A 14794-nucleotide genomic window follows, 5' to 3' on the forward strand; every position below is an offset into this window, starting at 1 on the left:
GGTCAGTCGTCGAGGGCGTCCAGTACCTCGCCGAGGTCGACGAACTTGAAGTTCGTCGCGGCCCGGTCGCCGTCGCCGGGAGCGTCGTGCCCGTCCTGCACGACCAGCAGACCGTGCGGGAACCGGCGGCCCAGCGGCTGGTTCAGCGCGTCCGCGCCGTCGCACTCCTCGGAGCCGTCCAGCGCCGCCGAGGCCGGGGTGACGCGGAAGCCGCCCTCGTACTCGTTGTCCTCGGCCACCTCGCGGTCGTAGGCGGCGAAGGTGTCGTCGCCCTGGCTGGAGGCCAGCAGATAGCCGTCGCCGCCGGGTTCGGACACCAGGGTCAGCCCCTCGACGTCGGCGGTCAGCCGCTTGCCGCCGAAGCCGGGGTCGCGGCCCGCGACGCACTCCTCGCTTGCCTCGTCGTAGGTCGCCGGCACGCCGTACTCGCGGACCTTGTCGACGAGGACCGGCTTGCCGCTCAGGTCGGCGCGCAGCCGCCAGATGCCGACGTCCTCCTGCCCGGCGTACAGGGTGCCGTTGGCCGGGTCCACGACCATGCCCTCGACCTGCGGCAGTTCGCCCGGTTCCGCGCAGGGCGACCACGAGGTGCCGTCGGGCAGCCGGAAGGACGACGGCAGATCCAGCGTGCGGACGGTGCGGTAGCCGACGCGGCCGTCCGCCGTCGGGGTCAGCTCCAGCAGGGCGAGCGTGGTGCGCTCGCGCCGGCTCACCAGGGCGTAGGAGCGGCCGGTCGCCGGATCGGTCCAGGTGGCCAGGCCGTAGGCGGTGCGCTGGTCGTCGATCTCGGTCTGGTCGGCGGAGAAGACCGGCGGGGCGGCCGGGTCGGTGACGTCGGTGAGGGGGCCGTTCGAGGCGGCCGGGTCGATGCGGTAGACGCGCAGGCGGTCGTTGCCGCGGTCGGTGGTCACCGCGAAGTCCGCCCGCTTGCCCGCCAGCCGCATGCCGTGCACGAGGTCGACGTTGTTGAAGCGGCCGGGGGCGTCGCCCGGGTGCGCCGGGGCCGGCGCCGGGAGGGACTGCACGAGGCGCGCGTCCAGGTCGTACACCCGCAGTCCGCCCTGCTTGGCGGTGGCGACGACCAGGCTGCGGTCGGGGTCGGCGGCGTTGCGCCAGATCGCCGGGTCGTCCGCGTCGGCCTTTCCGCCCGCCGCGTCGTCGTAGAGGGCCGGGGTCTCCACGCGGGGATGGACGGCGGGCAGGTCCGCCTCGCCGGCCGCGGCGGCCGGCAGGGCGTTCGCGAGGGCCAGGACGGCGGCCACGGACGCGCCGGCGGCGGCCGATCGGATGCTGTTCACGCGCACTCCTTGGTCATGGGAGGGTAAAGCGGTGTTGATCTTGCGGAGGCTCGCCGTCGCCCGGGCGGCCGGCCCCCGACGGTCCGGTGACCGGGACGGAAACATCGGGTGCCGGGCGCGGGGCGGCCGACCGGCTTGGACCACGCCAGGAGGGGCACGCGGTACGAGGCGTAGCTCCCGACCCGAGGAAACGGTGCAGCGATGAGCGAGTACGAGCGTTCGCGCACGATGCCGGCACAGCCCGAGCACGTCTTCGACCAGGCCGCTCAGGTGGACCAGCTGGACGCCTGGCTGCCGCGGGCCCTGCACGTGCGGGCCGAGGACCTCCCGGCCGTCACCGTGCACGAGGACGGCAGCGACCAGGACACGGCCGCCCTGCTCAGGCCCCGGCCCGAACAGATGCGCCTGGAGTGGGGCACCCGCGACCAGGGCGACTACGCGGGCTGGCTGCAGGTCGCCGGGATGGGCAGCGGGGCCAGCGAGGTCACCGTGCACCTGTCGTTCTTCGACGAGGAACACGACCCCGGCGAGGAGCGGGTGCATCAGGCCCTGGACGCCAGCCTCCAGCGGCTGGAGCAGCAGGTCAGGCTGCGGGAGAACACCGCGGCCGGCTGACCCCCCGGATACGACGAGCGGCGCGGGACCGGTCTCCCCCCGGCCCCGCGCCGTCGTGCCGGCGGCGTCGCCCCGTGCCGGCAGGCGTTCCCGTCGTCCCGGCTACGGCGTGACGCAGCCGATCGAGCCGACGGGCACGTTGTTGCCGCTGGACGTGGCCGTGAAGCCGAAGGTGACCGAGGAACCGGCCGCGATCACCCTGTTGTAGTCGGCGTTGGCCACCTTGACCCGCCCGTCGGCCGACGAGGACAGGGTGCCGTTCCACACCGTCGACACCCGCGTCCCGACGCCCGGCTGCCAGGCGACCGCCCAGCCGTCCAGCGGGGTGGTGCCGTGGTTCATGACCTCCACGGACCCCTGGAAGCCGCCGTTCCAGGCGCTGGTGACGCTGTACACGGCCATGCAGCCGGTGTGCGGATCGGTCGGGGTCGGCGTGGGCGTGGGCGTCGGAGTCGGGGTGGGTGTCGGCGTGGAGGAGCCGCGGATCCCGGTCACTTCGCCGTGGCCGCCGTCGAAGACGACGTCGGAGCAGGAGAAGAAGTTCTCCTGGCTGTCGGAACGCACCCACTGAATGAAGACCATCGCGTCCCCGGAGCGCCCCGAGGGCAGGGTCAGGTTCCAGTAGTAATGGCCGCCGTCCGTCCCGGGCGAACCCTGCTGCGGTGGATCGGTGACCGTCTGGACCAGTTGGAGGTCGCCCCAGCCCAGCGGGGAGGTCGGCGACCAGCCGGGCTTGGTCACATAGACGCGGAAGCTGCCCGGGTGCGCGGCCCAGTTGCTGTACTGCACCTGGATGGTCGCCCCGGAGGTCAGGTGCGTGCGGGGCCAGTCCGCGCGGGCGGCGTTGTAGGCGGAGAAGTCGTACGGCGACCGGTCGCCCGCGCTGCACAGAGTTCCGTCCGGGACGTACCCGGCGCCCTGGCCGGCGGCGTGCGAGTCGAGCACGGCGAACCAGTTGTACAGCGCGGTCGCGCCGCTCTGGGCGAGGGCGTCCTTGCAGGCGGGGTTCGTGGGATCGAGCCCGCCGGTGGGGGTGCGGGAGTCGAGGTAGCACAGGTAGGTGCGGGAGCCGGGCAGCATGGCCACGCCGTGGGCCTGGGCGGTGCCCTGGCCGAGGAGGGTGAGGCCGAGTGCGGCGAGCAGGGTGGCGAAGGCGGCCGCCACCGAGAGGAGTCTGCTGCGTCGTGCCATGGGGGGTAGCTCCTTCCGTACGGTCGGGTGGAGTCCCCGCCGACCCGGGGTGGTCGGCGCCGGGCGGGCGGGGAGGCGTACGGTCCGCTGCGGGCGGTGGGTCAGGCGGTGGCGCAGGGGGCGCCGTTGAGGCTGAAGGCGGTCGGCTCGGCGAAGGTGCCGCCGTAGGTGCCCTGGAACCCGAAGCTCTGGGTTCCGCCGGGCGCGAGGTGCGCGTTGTGGGAGAGGTTGCGCGCCGTGACGCTTCCGGAGGCCGGGGAGACGGTGGCGTTCCAGGCGTTGGTGATCCGCTGCCCGGACGGCAGGGTGAACGCCAGGGTCCAGCCGTCGACCGGGGCGGACCCGGTGTTGGTCACGGTGACGTCGGCGGTGAAACCGCCCGTCCAGACGGAGGTCGCGTAGCCGACCGTGCAGGCGGCGGGGGTGCCCGGGTCGCCCGTGCCGCCGGAGGTGTCGACGCCGGAGGAGAAGGAGGTCACGGCGAGGCCGGCCCCGTTCTGCCAGGGCTCGAAGCCCGCCTGGACGCTCGTCAGGTACCAGCTGTTCTGCGCGAGTCCGCGGCTCACGGCCTGCCGGACGAAGTCCATCACGTCGAAGCTCCAGCTGCCGATCGCGGACGGGGCGACGAAGGACAGCACGTCGTTGGAGCCGTTGTTGCCGGACCACACCTGCCAACTGCGCCCGGCCACGGTCGCGTTGCCGACCGCGGAGCCGACGGGCTGGACCGAGCCGACCTTGTTGAACCAGATCATGATCTCGGTGCGGTTCACGCCGTCGGTACGCGGCGTCGGGTCCAGCCAGATGTCGTACGCGGCGTCGTAGACCGCGTTGCTCACATAGCTGTAGGAGATCGAGGTCGGCGCCCGGGAGATGGTCCCGAGCTGCGCGGGCAGCGCGGTGCCCGGCGAACAGACCGTGTAGTGACAGCCGTTGAAGATCGACGGATACGACTTGGGGGCGCCGTTGGTCGGCACGGAGCCGTCCGCCTGGTCGACCCGGAAACCGCTGCTCGTGGCGGTGACGCACTGGGTGTCGCTGGTGCCCCAGCGGTTGTTCTGGACGATGTAGCGGCCTTGCACGGTGGTGGTGGCGAAGGCCTCGCACAGGGTGGTGTCGGCGGCGGCCGGGGGCGCCGAGACCAGCAGCGCCGCCAGGGCGGCGAGTGCGGCGAGGACCGTGAGCAGGACGCCGGGCGGGCCGCCGGCGGTGGGGGAGCGGCGCGGTAAGGACGGCATGGGGAACCTCTCCGGGTGTGGGGTTGCGGAGGCGGGAGCGCTCCCATGCATGGGAATGGGAGCGCTCCCAGTGAGCGGCTCGCAGGGGACTGTAGGGCGAGGGCATGGCCCTGACAAGACGGGCGGCGCCCTTGGTGTCGAAGTATTTTCGAACCCGCAGGTCGCGGCCGTCCGGCCGTCGCGGGGCGGCGACGGCCCGGCTTCGGGAGCGCTCCCGAACGGCCGGCGGGCCCGACCGGACGGTACCGGCCCGGAGCGGACCGAAGACCGACCGGTACCGCGTCCGGCCGACCGGCCGGTACTGGGTCGGACCGGCCGACCGAGACTGGGCCGGATCGACCGGCGCCATCAAGCCGAGCGGCGCAGCACCAGTTCCGTACGGAGGATCACGTGCCGCCAGGCCACGGCCGGTTGCTCCATCTCCTCCAGCAGCAGGCGCACCAGCGTCCGGCCGATCTCCTCCAGCGGCTGCCGCACGGTCGTCAGCTGCGGATCGGTCCGCGTGGCCAGCGGGAAGTCGTCGAAACCGATGACCGCCACGTCCTCGGGGACCCGGCGCCCGGCGGCGCGCAACGCGGCGACCGCGCCCGCCGCGGTGGTGTCGGAAGCGGCGAGGACGCCGTCGACCTCCGGGTGCCGGCGCAACAGTTCGGCCATCGCCCGGCGCCCGCTGTCCTCGGTGAAGTCGCCCTCCACGACCCAGGAGTCGTCGGTCGCGACACCGGCCCGCCGCAGGGCCTCGTGGTAGCCGCGCAGCCGGCACTGGGCGACGTACATGTCGAGCGGCCCGGTGATGGTCGCCACGGCCCGGCGGCCGCCGCGCAGCAGGTGCGCGACGGCGTCGCGCGCCCCGCCCTCGTTGTCCACGTCCACGTAGCTCACCCGCTCGTCGTCGCAGCGGCGCCCGAGGAGCACGGTGGGCAGCCCGGACTCGGCGAGCATGTCGGGCAGCGGGTCGCCGGCGTGCACGGACATCAGCAGCGCTCCGTCCACCCGGCCGCCCCGGGCGAACTCCACGAACCTGCGCCGCTCGGTGTCGCTGCGGATCAGGGTGAGCAGCAGATGCAGGTCCGTGTCGGCCAGGGCGTCGCCGACGGCCCGCACGGTCTCGTTGAAGAACGGCTCCCCGAACTGCCGCCAGTCCCGCTCGGTCATGGCCAGGGCCACGGCGTCCGCGCGCCGTCCGGCCAGGGAGCGCGCGGCGTGGTTGGGCACGTAACCGAGTTCGGCGATGGCCTTCTCCACGGCCCGGCGGGTCGAATCCCGCACCCCGGCCGCGTTGTTGATGACGCGCGACACGGTGCCGCGCCCCACGCCCGCGCGGGCGGCCACCTCTTCCAGCGTCGGCGTTCCCGGGCTCCGCCTGCCCATGACCACCTCCCCCAAGAGATCACCGATAGTACGGCCCCGCACCCGGCCCCCGGTCGGGTTCGCGCTGATGCGTGTGCCGTGCACGCGGCAGGCGCCGCGCACGCCAGGGGTCCGTACCCATGCCGGAGGCCGCCGCGCGCACGGAGGTCCAGGCAGGAACGGCGTCCGGGCAGGAACGGCGTCCGGGCGGGAACGGGGTCCGGGGACGCACGGGATCCGCGCACCCAAGGCGTCCGGGCAAGCGTCGGGGCCGTGCGCGGCACGGACGCCGCGCACGGCCCCTGGTCGGTTCGGCAGGAGGCCGACGGCTCTGTTGCGGTACGGCAGGGAGCGTCGACCGCTCAGCGGGGGCGCCGGAGGCCCGGAGCCCCCGCCGTGCGGCTCAGCCCGCGGCGGTGAAGCGTTCCCACACCCGGTGCAGGCCCAGCAGGCGGTTGACCTCGCTCAGGGCCGCCGTGGCGCTGTCGGCGCTGACCACGCCGGGCGCGTCGGCGGGCACGCCCGCCGCCTGCAGCACCGGCTCCGCGCCGCCCCACACGGCGATCGCCTTGCCGTGCCGGAACGCCTCCGACAGCAGCAGCGCCACCCGGGGGTCGTGCGCGTTCGGTGACACGGCCGCGGGCGCGCCCTTGGCGTCACGTGCGCCGTAGGCGTCGTCGCCCACGCCCGGCGCCCCGGCCACCAGCACGGCGTCGAACTCGACCGAGCGCGCGGTCGCGTAGCTGCGCTGCACCGTCACCGTGCCGTCGCCGGAGCCGAGGACACCGCCCGTCGGCGCCACGACCAGCGGCACCATTCCGGCCTCGAGCACCGCCTCGCGTACTGCGCGCACACCGGCCAGGTCGCCGTCGCGCCCGGTGACGATGCCGATGATGCGGCCGTCCGTCGGCCAGGTCTGCCCCACCTGCGACAGCGCCGGGCTCGGCTCGACGTCGGCGAGCGGCACGGTCGGCTTGGGCTCGGGCAGCCCGAGGCCGGCCGCGACGCCCGCGCACAGCTCGGGGTCGATGTTGGCCAGCACCTGCAACGCCCGTTCCTTGACGGCCTGTTCGTAGCACTTGCCGAGTTCGAAGGTGTAGGCGCCGATGATGTGCTCGCGCTCCACCGGGCTCATGCTGAGCCAGAACCGGCGCGGCTGGCTGAAGTGGTCGTCGAACGACTCCGGAGCCTCGCGCACCTTCGACGCCTCGGGGATGCGCACCGGCGTCTCGACGTACGCCCCCATGTCCGCGCCGGCCGTGAACGGGCAGCCGCCGTCCAGGGAGTTCGGCCGGTAGGGGGCCGCCCCGCGGTGGACGGCGGTCTGGTGCATGCCGTCGCGCAGCATGTCGTTGACGGGCGCGTGCGGCCGGTTGATCGGCAGCTGCGGGAAGTTCGGACCGCCGAGCCGGGTGATCTGCGTGTCGAGGTAGGAGAACAGCCGGCCGGCCAGCAGCGGGTCGTCGGTGATGTCGATGCCGGGCACCAGGTGGCCGACGTGGAAGGCGACCTGCTCGGTCTCGGCGAAGAAGTTCGACGGGTTGCGGTTGAGGGTGAGCAGCCCGATCGGCTGCACCGGGGCGAGTTCCTCCGGCACGATGTTCGTCGGGTCGAGCAGGTCGATGCCCTCGAAGGTCTGCTCGGGGGTGTCCGGGAAGGTCTGGATGCCGAGCTCCCACTCCGGGTAGGCGCCCGACTCGATCGCGTCGGCCAGGTCGCGCCGGTGGAAGTCCGGGTCGACGCCGTTGATGATCTGGGCCTCCTCCCAGACCAGGGAGTGCACGCCCAGCTTCGGCTTCCAGTGGAACTTCACCAGCGTCGTCTTCCCGTCGGCGTTCACCAGCCGGAAGGTGTGGACGCCGAAGCCCTCCATCGTGCGGTACGAGCGCGGGATGCCCCGGTCGGACATGTTCCACAGGGTGTGGTGGGTGGCCTCGGTGTGCAGGGTGACGAAGTCCCAGAACGTGTCGTGCGCGCTCTGCGCCTGCGGGATCTCCCGGTCCGGGTGCGGCTTGGCGGCGTGCACCACGTCCGGGAACTTGATCGCGTCCTGGATGAAGAAGACCGGGATGTTGTTGCCGACGAGGTCGAAGACACCCTCGCTGGTGTAGAACTTCGTCGCAAAACCGCGGGTGTCGCGCACGGTGTCCGACGAGCCGCGCGAGCCGAGCACGGTGGAGAAGCGCACGAACACCGGGGTCTCGACGTCCTTGCCGAGGAAGGCCGCCTTGGTGACCGGCGTCGCGGTGCCGTAGCCCCGGAAGATGCCGTGCGCGGCGGCACCGCGCGCGTGCACCACCCGCTCGGGGATGCGCTCGTGGTCGAAGTGCATCACCTTCTCGCGCAGATGGTGGTCCTGGAGCAGCACCGGCCCGCGCGGCCCGGCCTTCAGCGAGTGGTCGGTGTCGTAGAGCCGCGCGCCCTGCGCGGTGGTCAGGTGGGCGCCCTGCTGAGCCACCTCGGCCTGGTCGACGCCGGTGGCGGCGCCGGTGGGGGAGTAGTTGTCGGGGCCGGTCTGGTCGGGCTTCGGCGGCAGCGGAGCGCGCGCCTCGGTGGGTTCCTCGACGGACGGCGGTTCGGGGCCGGGCCGGCCGGGGATCCCGTCCGCGGGTCCGGTGTCACCGCCGAGGATCTTCTCGGCCGCCTTCTTCAGGGGGTTCAGGGGGGTGCCTTCGCTCATTGTCCGATCCCTTGTCTCCGGCCGTGGCCGCCGCGCGGTCGGGCCGGGCTGCCCTGCGAGTGGATGACCGTCCGCCGCGCCGGACCGCGCCGCGCCGTCAGGCGCACGGTGCCGCGCCCGCGCGGCCCGGGGCCGCTCCTGCACGGGTGCACGGCAGGCACCGGTGCGCTGCGGAGGCGGACCTCTCACGGCGCACCGGTACGACGCGCGATCGGCGCGGAAAACGTCATGTCGCCCCGGTCGTGGCCCGGAGCGCAAGCTCTGCCAACGTCCCACGGCGGGGGACGCCGCGCACGGGGCGTGCGCCGTGCGGGTGAACCGGCGTCACGGCCCCGTGCGGGCACATGGCGTCACAGCATGGTGCCGGAGCTGCCGGGCTGCGTGCTGCCGGGCAGCGTGGTGCCGGTGCCGCCCGGCTGGGTGGTGCCGGGGTCGCCGGGCGCGATGCGGCCGCGCCAGGACCCGGACTCGGCGCCGCGCTCCTCGATGAACTCCTTGAAGCGCCTCATGTCGCCCTTGACGCGGCGGTCGATCGTGCCGAGGAGGTCCGCCGCCTTCTCCACCGCGCCGCTGGGCTCGACGTCCATCACGAGCTCCACGCGCGTGTGCGTGTCGTCCACCCGCTCGAAGCGGACGCTGCCCTTCTGGTGGGTGTCGCCGCTGGTCGTGCGCCAGGTGATGCGCTCATCGGGAAGCTGATCGACGATCTCGGTGTCGAACTCGCGCTTGACGCCACCGATCTTGGTGGTCCAGTGGTTGTGACGGTCGTCCAGCTGCCGCACCTCCTCGACGCCCTCCATGAAGTTCGGGAACTCGGCGAACTGCGTCCACTGGTTGTACGCGGTGTGGACCGGGACGCCGACCTCGACCGTTTCCTTGACCGTGCTCATCTGTGTTCCTCCGCTGTTCACGGGCTGACGGATCGGTACGGGGCGACGGGTACCCGGACGGGCGCGCTCTCCACGTGGTGTCTCGGCCGGCGTTCAGGGGTACCCTGTCCGGTCGTCCTCGGGGCGGCTCAGTCGTCCTCGCCCGCCCCGCGCGCCGGCTTCCTCGTGTCGGCGGGCTGCCGGGAGGGGGTCTCCCGGGAGGGCTCCCGTGCTTCGGCCGCCTCCCGCGAGGGCTCTTTCATCTCGGCCGCGTGGCGCGGCGACTCCTCCGTGGGCCCGGTGCGGTGCGGCGGTTCCGCGCTCCGCACCGCCCGCTCGCCGCGGGAGGATTCCGCCGGCTCCGTCGCGGGCTCCGTCTCCGTCCCGGTCGCCCGCTCGCCGTCCCCGGCGCGTCCCTGCCGGGCCCCGCGGCGGGACCGCAGCGCCTCCCACAGCAGGGGCAGCAGGGACGCCACGACGATCGCGGCGACCATCGGGATCAGATACATGTCCACGTGCGCGACGGAGGATCCCAGCAGGTATCCGGCCAGCACCAGCGTCTGGGACCACAGGAGTCCCCCGACGATCTGCCACAGCGTGAAGGTCCCCACGGGGACGCCCAGCGCGCCCGCCGCCGGGTGCAGCACGGTCCTCAGCATCGGCACGAACCGGCCCAGCACCAGCGCCTTGCCGTAGCCGTAGCGGGCCAGGAAGCGCTCCGCACGGACGGCCGTACTCTTCAGGCGTCTGCTGGAGCTGCGGGCCAGCAGGGGCTGCCCGCCGTGTCTGCCGATCAGATAGCCGACCTGCCCGCCGACCACGGCGCCGACCGCCCCGCACAGCAGCACCTGCCACAGTTCGAGCCGGGCCGCGTGCCCGGCGTTCTCGGCGCACAGCACCCCGGCCGGAAAGAGCAGGGTGTCCCCGGGCAGGAAGAAGCCGAACACCAGCAGTCCCGACTCGGCGAAGATCACCGCCAGCACGCCGAGCGCGCCGAAGGCGGCCAGCACCGAGGCGCTGTCCGTCGGGTTGACGGCGATCACCGTGCTCGCCTCCCGCCGTCGTCCGGATCCTCCTGCCGGGCGACCGTGCCGGCCGCTCCCCACCAGCATCGCGTGGACGGGCCCGGACGGCATCGACAACGACCCGGGGCCGGCCATGGACGACGACGTGGGGCCCGGCCGCACGGCCGGGCCCGAGAGACGCCGGGCGCAGCCCGACGACGCCGTCTACGGCTCGTCGACGACGAGCGCCGGAGTGCCGGCGGTCAGGACCTCCCCGCGGAAGAAGGCGGGGCTGCGGCGCCGCATCACCAGCATGACGACCACGCCGAGCAGCAGCAGACCGACGCCGATGACGAACACCGAGCCCACGCCGAGGACGGCCGACCCGCTGCCGTACGCCGGATCCCACATGTCGTACAGCGTCTTGCCGAAGACGGCGGTCAGCAGCAGGCCGCCGGTCACCGGGAGGAGTCCCTTGAAGACGGCGTCGCGCGGCGAGCGGGTCAGGTCGCCGCGGAAGTACCAGGCGCAGGCGAAGGCGGTGAGCGCGTAGTAGAAGCAGATCGTCAGACCGAGCGCGTAGATCGTGTCGACGAGGACGTGCTCGCTGACCAGTGTCATGACGGTGTAGAAGACGGCCGTCGCGGCCCCGGCGACGACGGTGGCCCGTCCGGGGGTGCGGAACCGCTCGTGCACGCGCGCGTACGACGCGGGCAGTGCCTCGTAGGTCGCCATGGCGAGGACGGTGCGGGCGACCGGGATGAACGTGGTCTGCAGGCTCGCGGCGGCCGAGGCCAGGACCGCGACGAAGAGCAGGATGCCGAGCACGTCGCCCATGACCGGGCCGGCCAGCGCGGCGAAGACGTTGTCGGAGGTCTGGGGGTTGGCCAGGCCCAGCCCGCCGGTGCCGGAACCGACGGCCATCTGGGCGGCCACCGCGGTGGTCAGGTAGGAGCCGACCAGCACCACCATGGCGATCAGCGCGGCCCGGCCCGGAGTCTTGTCGCTGCCGATGGTCTCCTCGTTCGCCGTCAGGCAGGTGTCCCAGCCCCAGTACATGAAGATCGACAGGGAGAGCCCGGCGCTGAACGAGGCGAAGGACTTCACCTCCAAGGGGTTCAGCCAGGACCAGGAGAAGCCGAGGTGCCCGGCGAAGGTGCCGGAGCGCGCCGCGCGCAGGGCCATGACGACGAAAAGGGCGAGCACCACGAGCTGGATGCCCACCAGCGCGTACTGCACGCCCTTCGTCGTCGTCATGCCGCGGTAGCTGATCGCGGTCGCGGCGCCGATCAGGGCCAGACAGGTGACGATGTGCACGGCCTTGTCGCCGTCCAGGGCGGCGACCGCGTCGCTGCCGGTGAGCCGGCCGGCCAGCAGCCAGAAGTACGACGTGGCGACACCGGCCAGGTTGGACAGCACGATCACGGTGGCGATCACCAGGCCCCAGCCGCACATCCAGCCGACGTGCGGGCCGAACGCCTTCACCGTCCAGGTGAAAGAAGTGCCGCAGTCCGGTACGGCCTTGTTCAGCTCCCGGTAGGCGAAGGCGACGAGCAGCATCGGCAGGAACCCGGCGAGGAACACGGCGGGCAGGTGCACGCCGACCTCGCCGGCGGTGGAGCCGAGCGTGGAGGTGAGGCAGTAGACGGGGGCGACGGTGGAGACGCCGATCACCGCGCTGCCGAGCAGTCCGACGGAGTTGCCGCCCAGTCCCTTGCCCCGTACGCCGTCGCGCAGGTCCGCGCCGTCGCCCGGTGGCCGTGTCCCGCCTTTGGGACGTGTCGCCGTGTCAGTCATGGACGATGACGTTAAATCATGCGATTTCCGTACATGCCACCCTCGATGAGGTGACCGGGAGCCTCATATTTATAGGTCATGGCGAGTTCGGACCGTTAATTGCGTGGGTCATGCAGCGATTCGGCCTCGCGAACAAAGGTCCCATGGGCCACCGGGTGGGTGCGGGAATCGTGCGGCCGCCAGGAATGTCCGGTTCCGGATCTTCCCTGTGATCTACGCCGCTTCCTCGGTGTCCCGCGCCAGGGCGGCGCGCAGCCACGCGTCCGCGGACCCCGGCGTCGGCTCCGGCCGGCCGCCCGGCGGGGTGAGCACGACGGCGGTCAGCTCCCAGTAGCGGTCCAGCCGCGGCTCGGCCGCCAGCAGCCCGGTCAGCCGGCTGCGGAAGTCCCGCGTGTCCCGGGTGCCGTACGCGCGCGCGTACGCGGCCACGTAGGCGTCCAGCGCCTCACCCGGCCGGGGTGTGCGCTCCCGGCGCACCTGCGGCCCGGCCAGCTCGAACGCCTCGACCAGGCTCGCGTACAGTTCGGCCGACCCGCCGGGACCGGCCACCCGGTGCACCTCCGGCTGCGGCCGGCTGCCGCCCGTGCAGGGCCTGCTCGTCATCGCGTGCAGCCGGGCGAAGGCGAGCACCTGCGCCGGATCCGGTTCGGCGGGCGGCTGTGGCACGGCCACCTCCAGGAAGGCGGCCGTCGCCCGGGCCGGCATCCGCGCCGGCAGCCAGCCGCGCCAGAACCGGGCCAGCGCCGCGGTACTGGGCGGGCTGTCGACCGCGCCGAGCAGCCGCAGCCGGTCGGCCCGCTCGTCCGCCGGGCAGTCGTGCACCAGCCGCAGCGCCGCCTCGCGCCAGCGCAGCGCCCTCAGCTCGGAGCCCAGCTCCCGCAGCCGCCCCGCGACGGCGTCCTCCAGGACCCGGCCCGCCGCGTCCTCGTCGTCCAGGACCCGGCGCACCTCGGGCAGCGGCAGGTCGAGGCCGCGCAGCAAGCGGATGAACCGCAGCCGTTCCAGCGCCTCGGGGCCGTACCGGCGGTGGCCGCCGCCGCTGCGGCCGGCCTCGGGCAGCAGGCCCTGGTCCGAGTAGAACCGGACGGTCTTCACGGTGACGGCCGCGCGCTCGGCGAGTTCGCCGATGCTCCACAGCTGCTCGGGCGATGCGGACAGTTGAACCTCCCTCTGCGGGAGTTCCTACGGTACCGGCCCGCACCCGGACAAGGAGATGATCATGACGGTGTTCCTGATGGTGGCGGGCGTCTTCACCGGCGCCCCCGTGTGGCAGGAGACGGTCGCCCGGCTGGCCGCGGCGGGCGCCGGGGCGCACGTCGTCCCGCTCACCGGGCAGGACGCGGCCCGCCCCGCGAAGGAGGGGGTCCGCGTCGGCCTGGAGACGCACATCGCGGACGTGCTCGCCGCGATCGACGCGGTGGACCCCGCCCCCGGCCGCCCGATCGTGCTCGTCGGCCACGACTACGGCATCCACCCGGCGCTCGGCGCCGCCGACCGGAGGCCGGAGCGCATCGCACGCGTGGTGTACCTGGACGCCGGGATGCCGCGGCACGGCGTCCCCGCCCTGGCCGCCGTACCGGACCAGGAGCTGCGCGCCCGTCTGGCCGCACTGGCCGAACATGGGCAGTTCGACGGCGAGTTGCCGCCGCCCGTGACCCGGGAGGAGTGGGGGCGCTGGGGCAGCACCGCCGGTGTGTCCGACGCGGCGCTGGACCGGCTGACCGCGGTGGCCGCGCCGCAGCCGCTCGCCACGCTGCTCGAGCCGTTGCGGCTGACGGGCGCGGCGGCCGCCGTGCCCACCACCGGTGTGCTGTGCACCGCCGGTGGCGCGACCGTCGACCTGGTGCAACGGCTCGTGGACCTGGGTGACCCGGCCCTGGCGGCCCTGACCGATCCGCGGGTGAGCTTCTTCGAACTGCCCACGGGACACTGGCCGATGCTCTCCAGCCCGGACGCGCTCGCCGACGTCCTGCTGCGGGCCGCGGCCGGCGAGGGGCGCCGCCTGCGGCCGGCCGGCACCGGCGAAGAGCCCGCGCACACACGCCCGTTCCCCCTGCAGCTGCCCGAACTGCCCAGGGATCGCAAGGGACATGTCGATCTCTACGTCCCCGAGGGTGCCGACGGCCCCCGGCCGGCCGTGGTGATCGTGCACGGCGGCCCGGTGCCGCCCGGCGCCCGGCCCACCCCGCGCGAGTGGCCGACCCTCGTGGGGTACGCCCGCCTCGCCGCCGCCGAAGGCATGGTCGGCGCGACGCTCGACCACCGGCTGCACGACGTCACCGACTACGCGCGCGCGGCGCAGGACGTCACCGACGCGGTGGAGCTGGTGCGGGCCGACCCCCGGGTGGACGCCGACCGGGTCGCCCTGTGGTTCTTCTCCGGGGGCGGCCTGCTCACCGCCCCCTGGCTGGCGGCGCCCCCGCCCTGGCTGCGCTGCCTGGCCGCCTCCTACCCCGTCCTGGCGCCGCTGCCCGCCTGGGGCCTGCGCGACCCCCGGTTCCAGCCGGTCCGCGCGATCGCGCACGCCGGGGCCCTGCCGGTCGTCCTGCTGCGCGCCGGACGGGAGACACCCGAGATCGCGGCCACCGTCGAGGAGTTCGTGAGGGCGGCCGAGGAGTGCGGGGCGCACCTGGAACTGGTCGACGTGCCCGCCGGCCGGCACGGCTTCGAGACCCTCGACCCGCCCGAGGTGGGCGGCCCGGCCCTGCGCCGCGCGATGAAATCGGTGGCCGGCCACCTCACCGGCTGAGCCCGG

At 73.7% G+C, this 14794-nt stretch carries 10 protein-coding genes and 1 pseudogene; 2 read left to right on the top strand and 9 right to left on the bottom strand.

Annotated features, from left to right (window positions below; translation table 11 throughout):
* Window positions 1-2 precede the first annotated feature (2 nt).
* A complete protein-coding gene (locus tag ACF1AL_RS21715) occupies window positions 3-1298 on the bottom strand; it encodes a phytase (protein WP_391826951.1) in 1296 nt (431 codons plus the stop codon).
* 201 nt (window positions 1299-1499) lie between these two features.
* Here ACF1AL_RS21715 and ACF1AL_RS21720 point away from each other — a divergent pair, with 201 nt between their 5' ends.
* Window positions 1500-1913: an SRPBCC family protein gene (locus ACF1AL_RS21720; protein WP_366841232.1), complete on the top strand. Its 414-nt coding sequence runs from the start codon at window positions 1500-1502 to the stop codon at window positions 1911-1913.
* A gap of 102 nt (window positions 1914-2015) precedes the next feature.
* Here ACF1AL_RS21720 and ACF1AL_RS21725 read toward each other — a convergent pair whose 3' ends face one another.
* From ACF1AL_RS21725 to ACF1AL_RS21760, 8 genes and pseudogenes are all read right to left on the bottom strand, one after another.
* The gene (locus ACF1AL_RS21725) at window positions 2016-3104 is read right to left on the bottom strand and encodes a lytic polysaccharide monooxygenase (RefSeq protein WP_391826953.1); all 1089 of its coding nucleotides are present in this window, start codon (window positions 3102-3104) and stop codon (window positions 2016-2018) included.
* A 101-nt stretch (window positions 3105-3205) separates the two neighbouring features.
* Complete coding sequence (locus tag ACF1AL_RS21730) at window positions 3206-4339, bottom strand: cellulose binding domain-containing protein (RefSeq protein ID WP_391826955.1); 1134 nt, start codon at window positions 4337-4339, stop codon at window positions 3206-3208.
* A gap of 348 nt (window positions 4340-4687) precedes the next feature.
* Window positions 4688-5710: a LacI family DNA-binding transcriptional regulator gene (locus ACF1AL_RS21735; protein ID WP_366841235.1), complete on the bottom strand. Its 1023-nt coding sequence runs from the start codon at window positions 5708-5710 to the stop codon at window positions 4688-4690.
* Between the two features lie 382 nt (window positions 5711-6092).
* Entirely contained in the window at window positions 6093-8369 is a 2277-nt protein-coding gene (locus tag ACF1AL_RS21740) for a catalase (RefSeq protein ID WP_391826957.1), read from the bottom strand.
* Window positions 8370-8719: 350 nt separating this feature from the next.
* Window positions 8720-9259 carry an SRPBCC family protein gene (locus ACF1AL_RS21745; RefSeq protein ID WP_391658507.1) on the bottom strand — a complete coding sequence of 180 codons (540 nt, stop codon included), beginning with the start codon at window positions 9257-9259 and terminating at the stop codon, window positions 8720-8722.
* Window positions 9260-9648: 389 nt separating this feature from the next.
* Window positions 9649-10281, bottom strand: a pseudogene (locus ACF1AL_RS21750) (DedA family protein); the annotation flags it as partial.
* A gap of 186 nt (window positions 10282-10467) precedes the next feature.
* Window positions 10468-12039, bottom strand: a complete 1572-nt coding sequence (locus ACF1AL_RS21755; RefSeq protein ID WP_391826959.1) for an APC family permease — start codon at window positions 12037-12039, stop codon at window positions 10468-10470.
* A 213-nt stretch (window positions 12040-12252) separates the two neighbouring features.
* Window positions 12253-13197, bottom strand: a complete 945-nt coding sequence (locus ACF1AL_RS21760) for a MerR family transcriptional regulator (protein ID WP_391827010.1) — start codon at window positions 13195-13197, stop codon at window positions 12253-12255.
* Between the two features lie 61 nt (window positions 13198-13258).
* Between ACF1AL_RS21760 and ACF1AL_RS21765 the strand changes: the two genes are divergently transcribed.
* Window positions 13259-14788: an alpha/beta fold hydrolase gene (locus ACF1AL_RS21765; protein WP_391826961.1), complete on the top strand. Its 1530-nt coding sequence runs from the start codon at window positions 13259-13261 to the stop codon at window positions 14786-14788.
* The last annotated feature ends 6 nt before the right edge of the window (window positions 14789-14794 follow it).

Origin of the sequence: Streptomyces sp. NPDC014801 (assembly GCF_043082085.1) — a bacterium.
Lineage (GTDB): Bacteria > Actinomycetota > Actinomycetes > Streptomycetales > Streptomycetaceae > Streptomyces.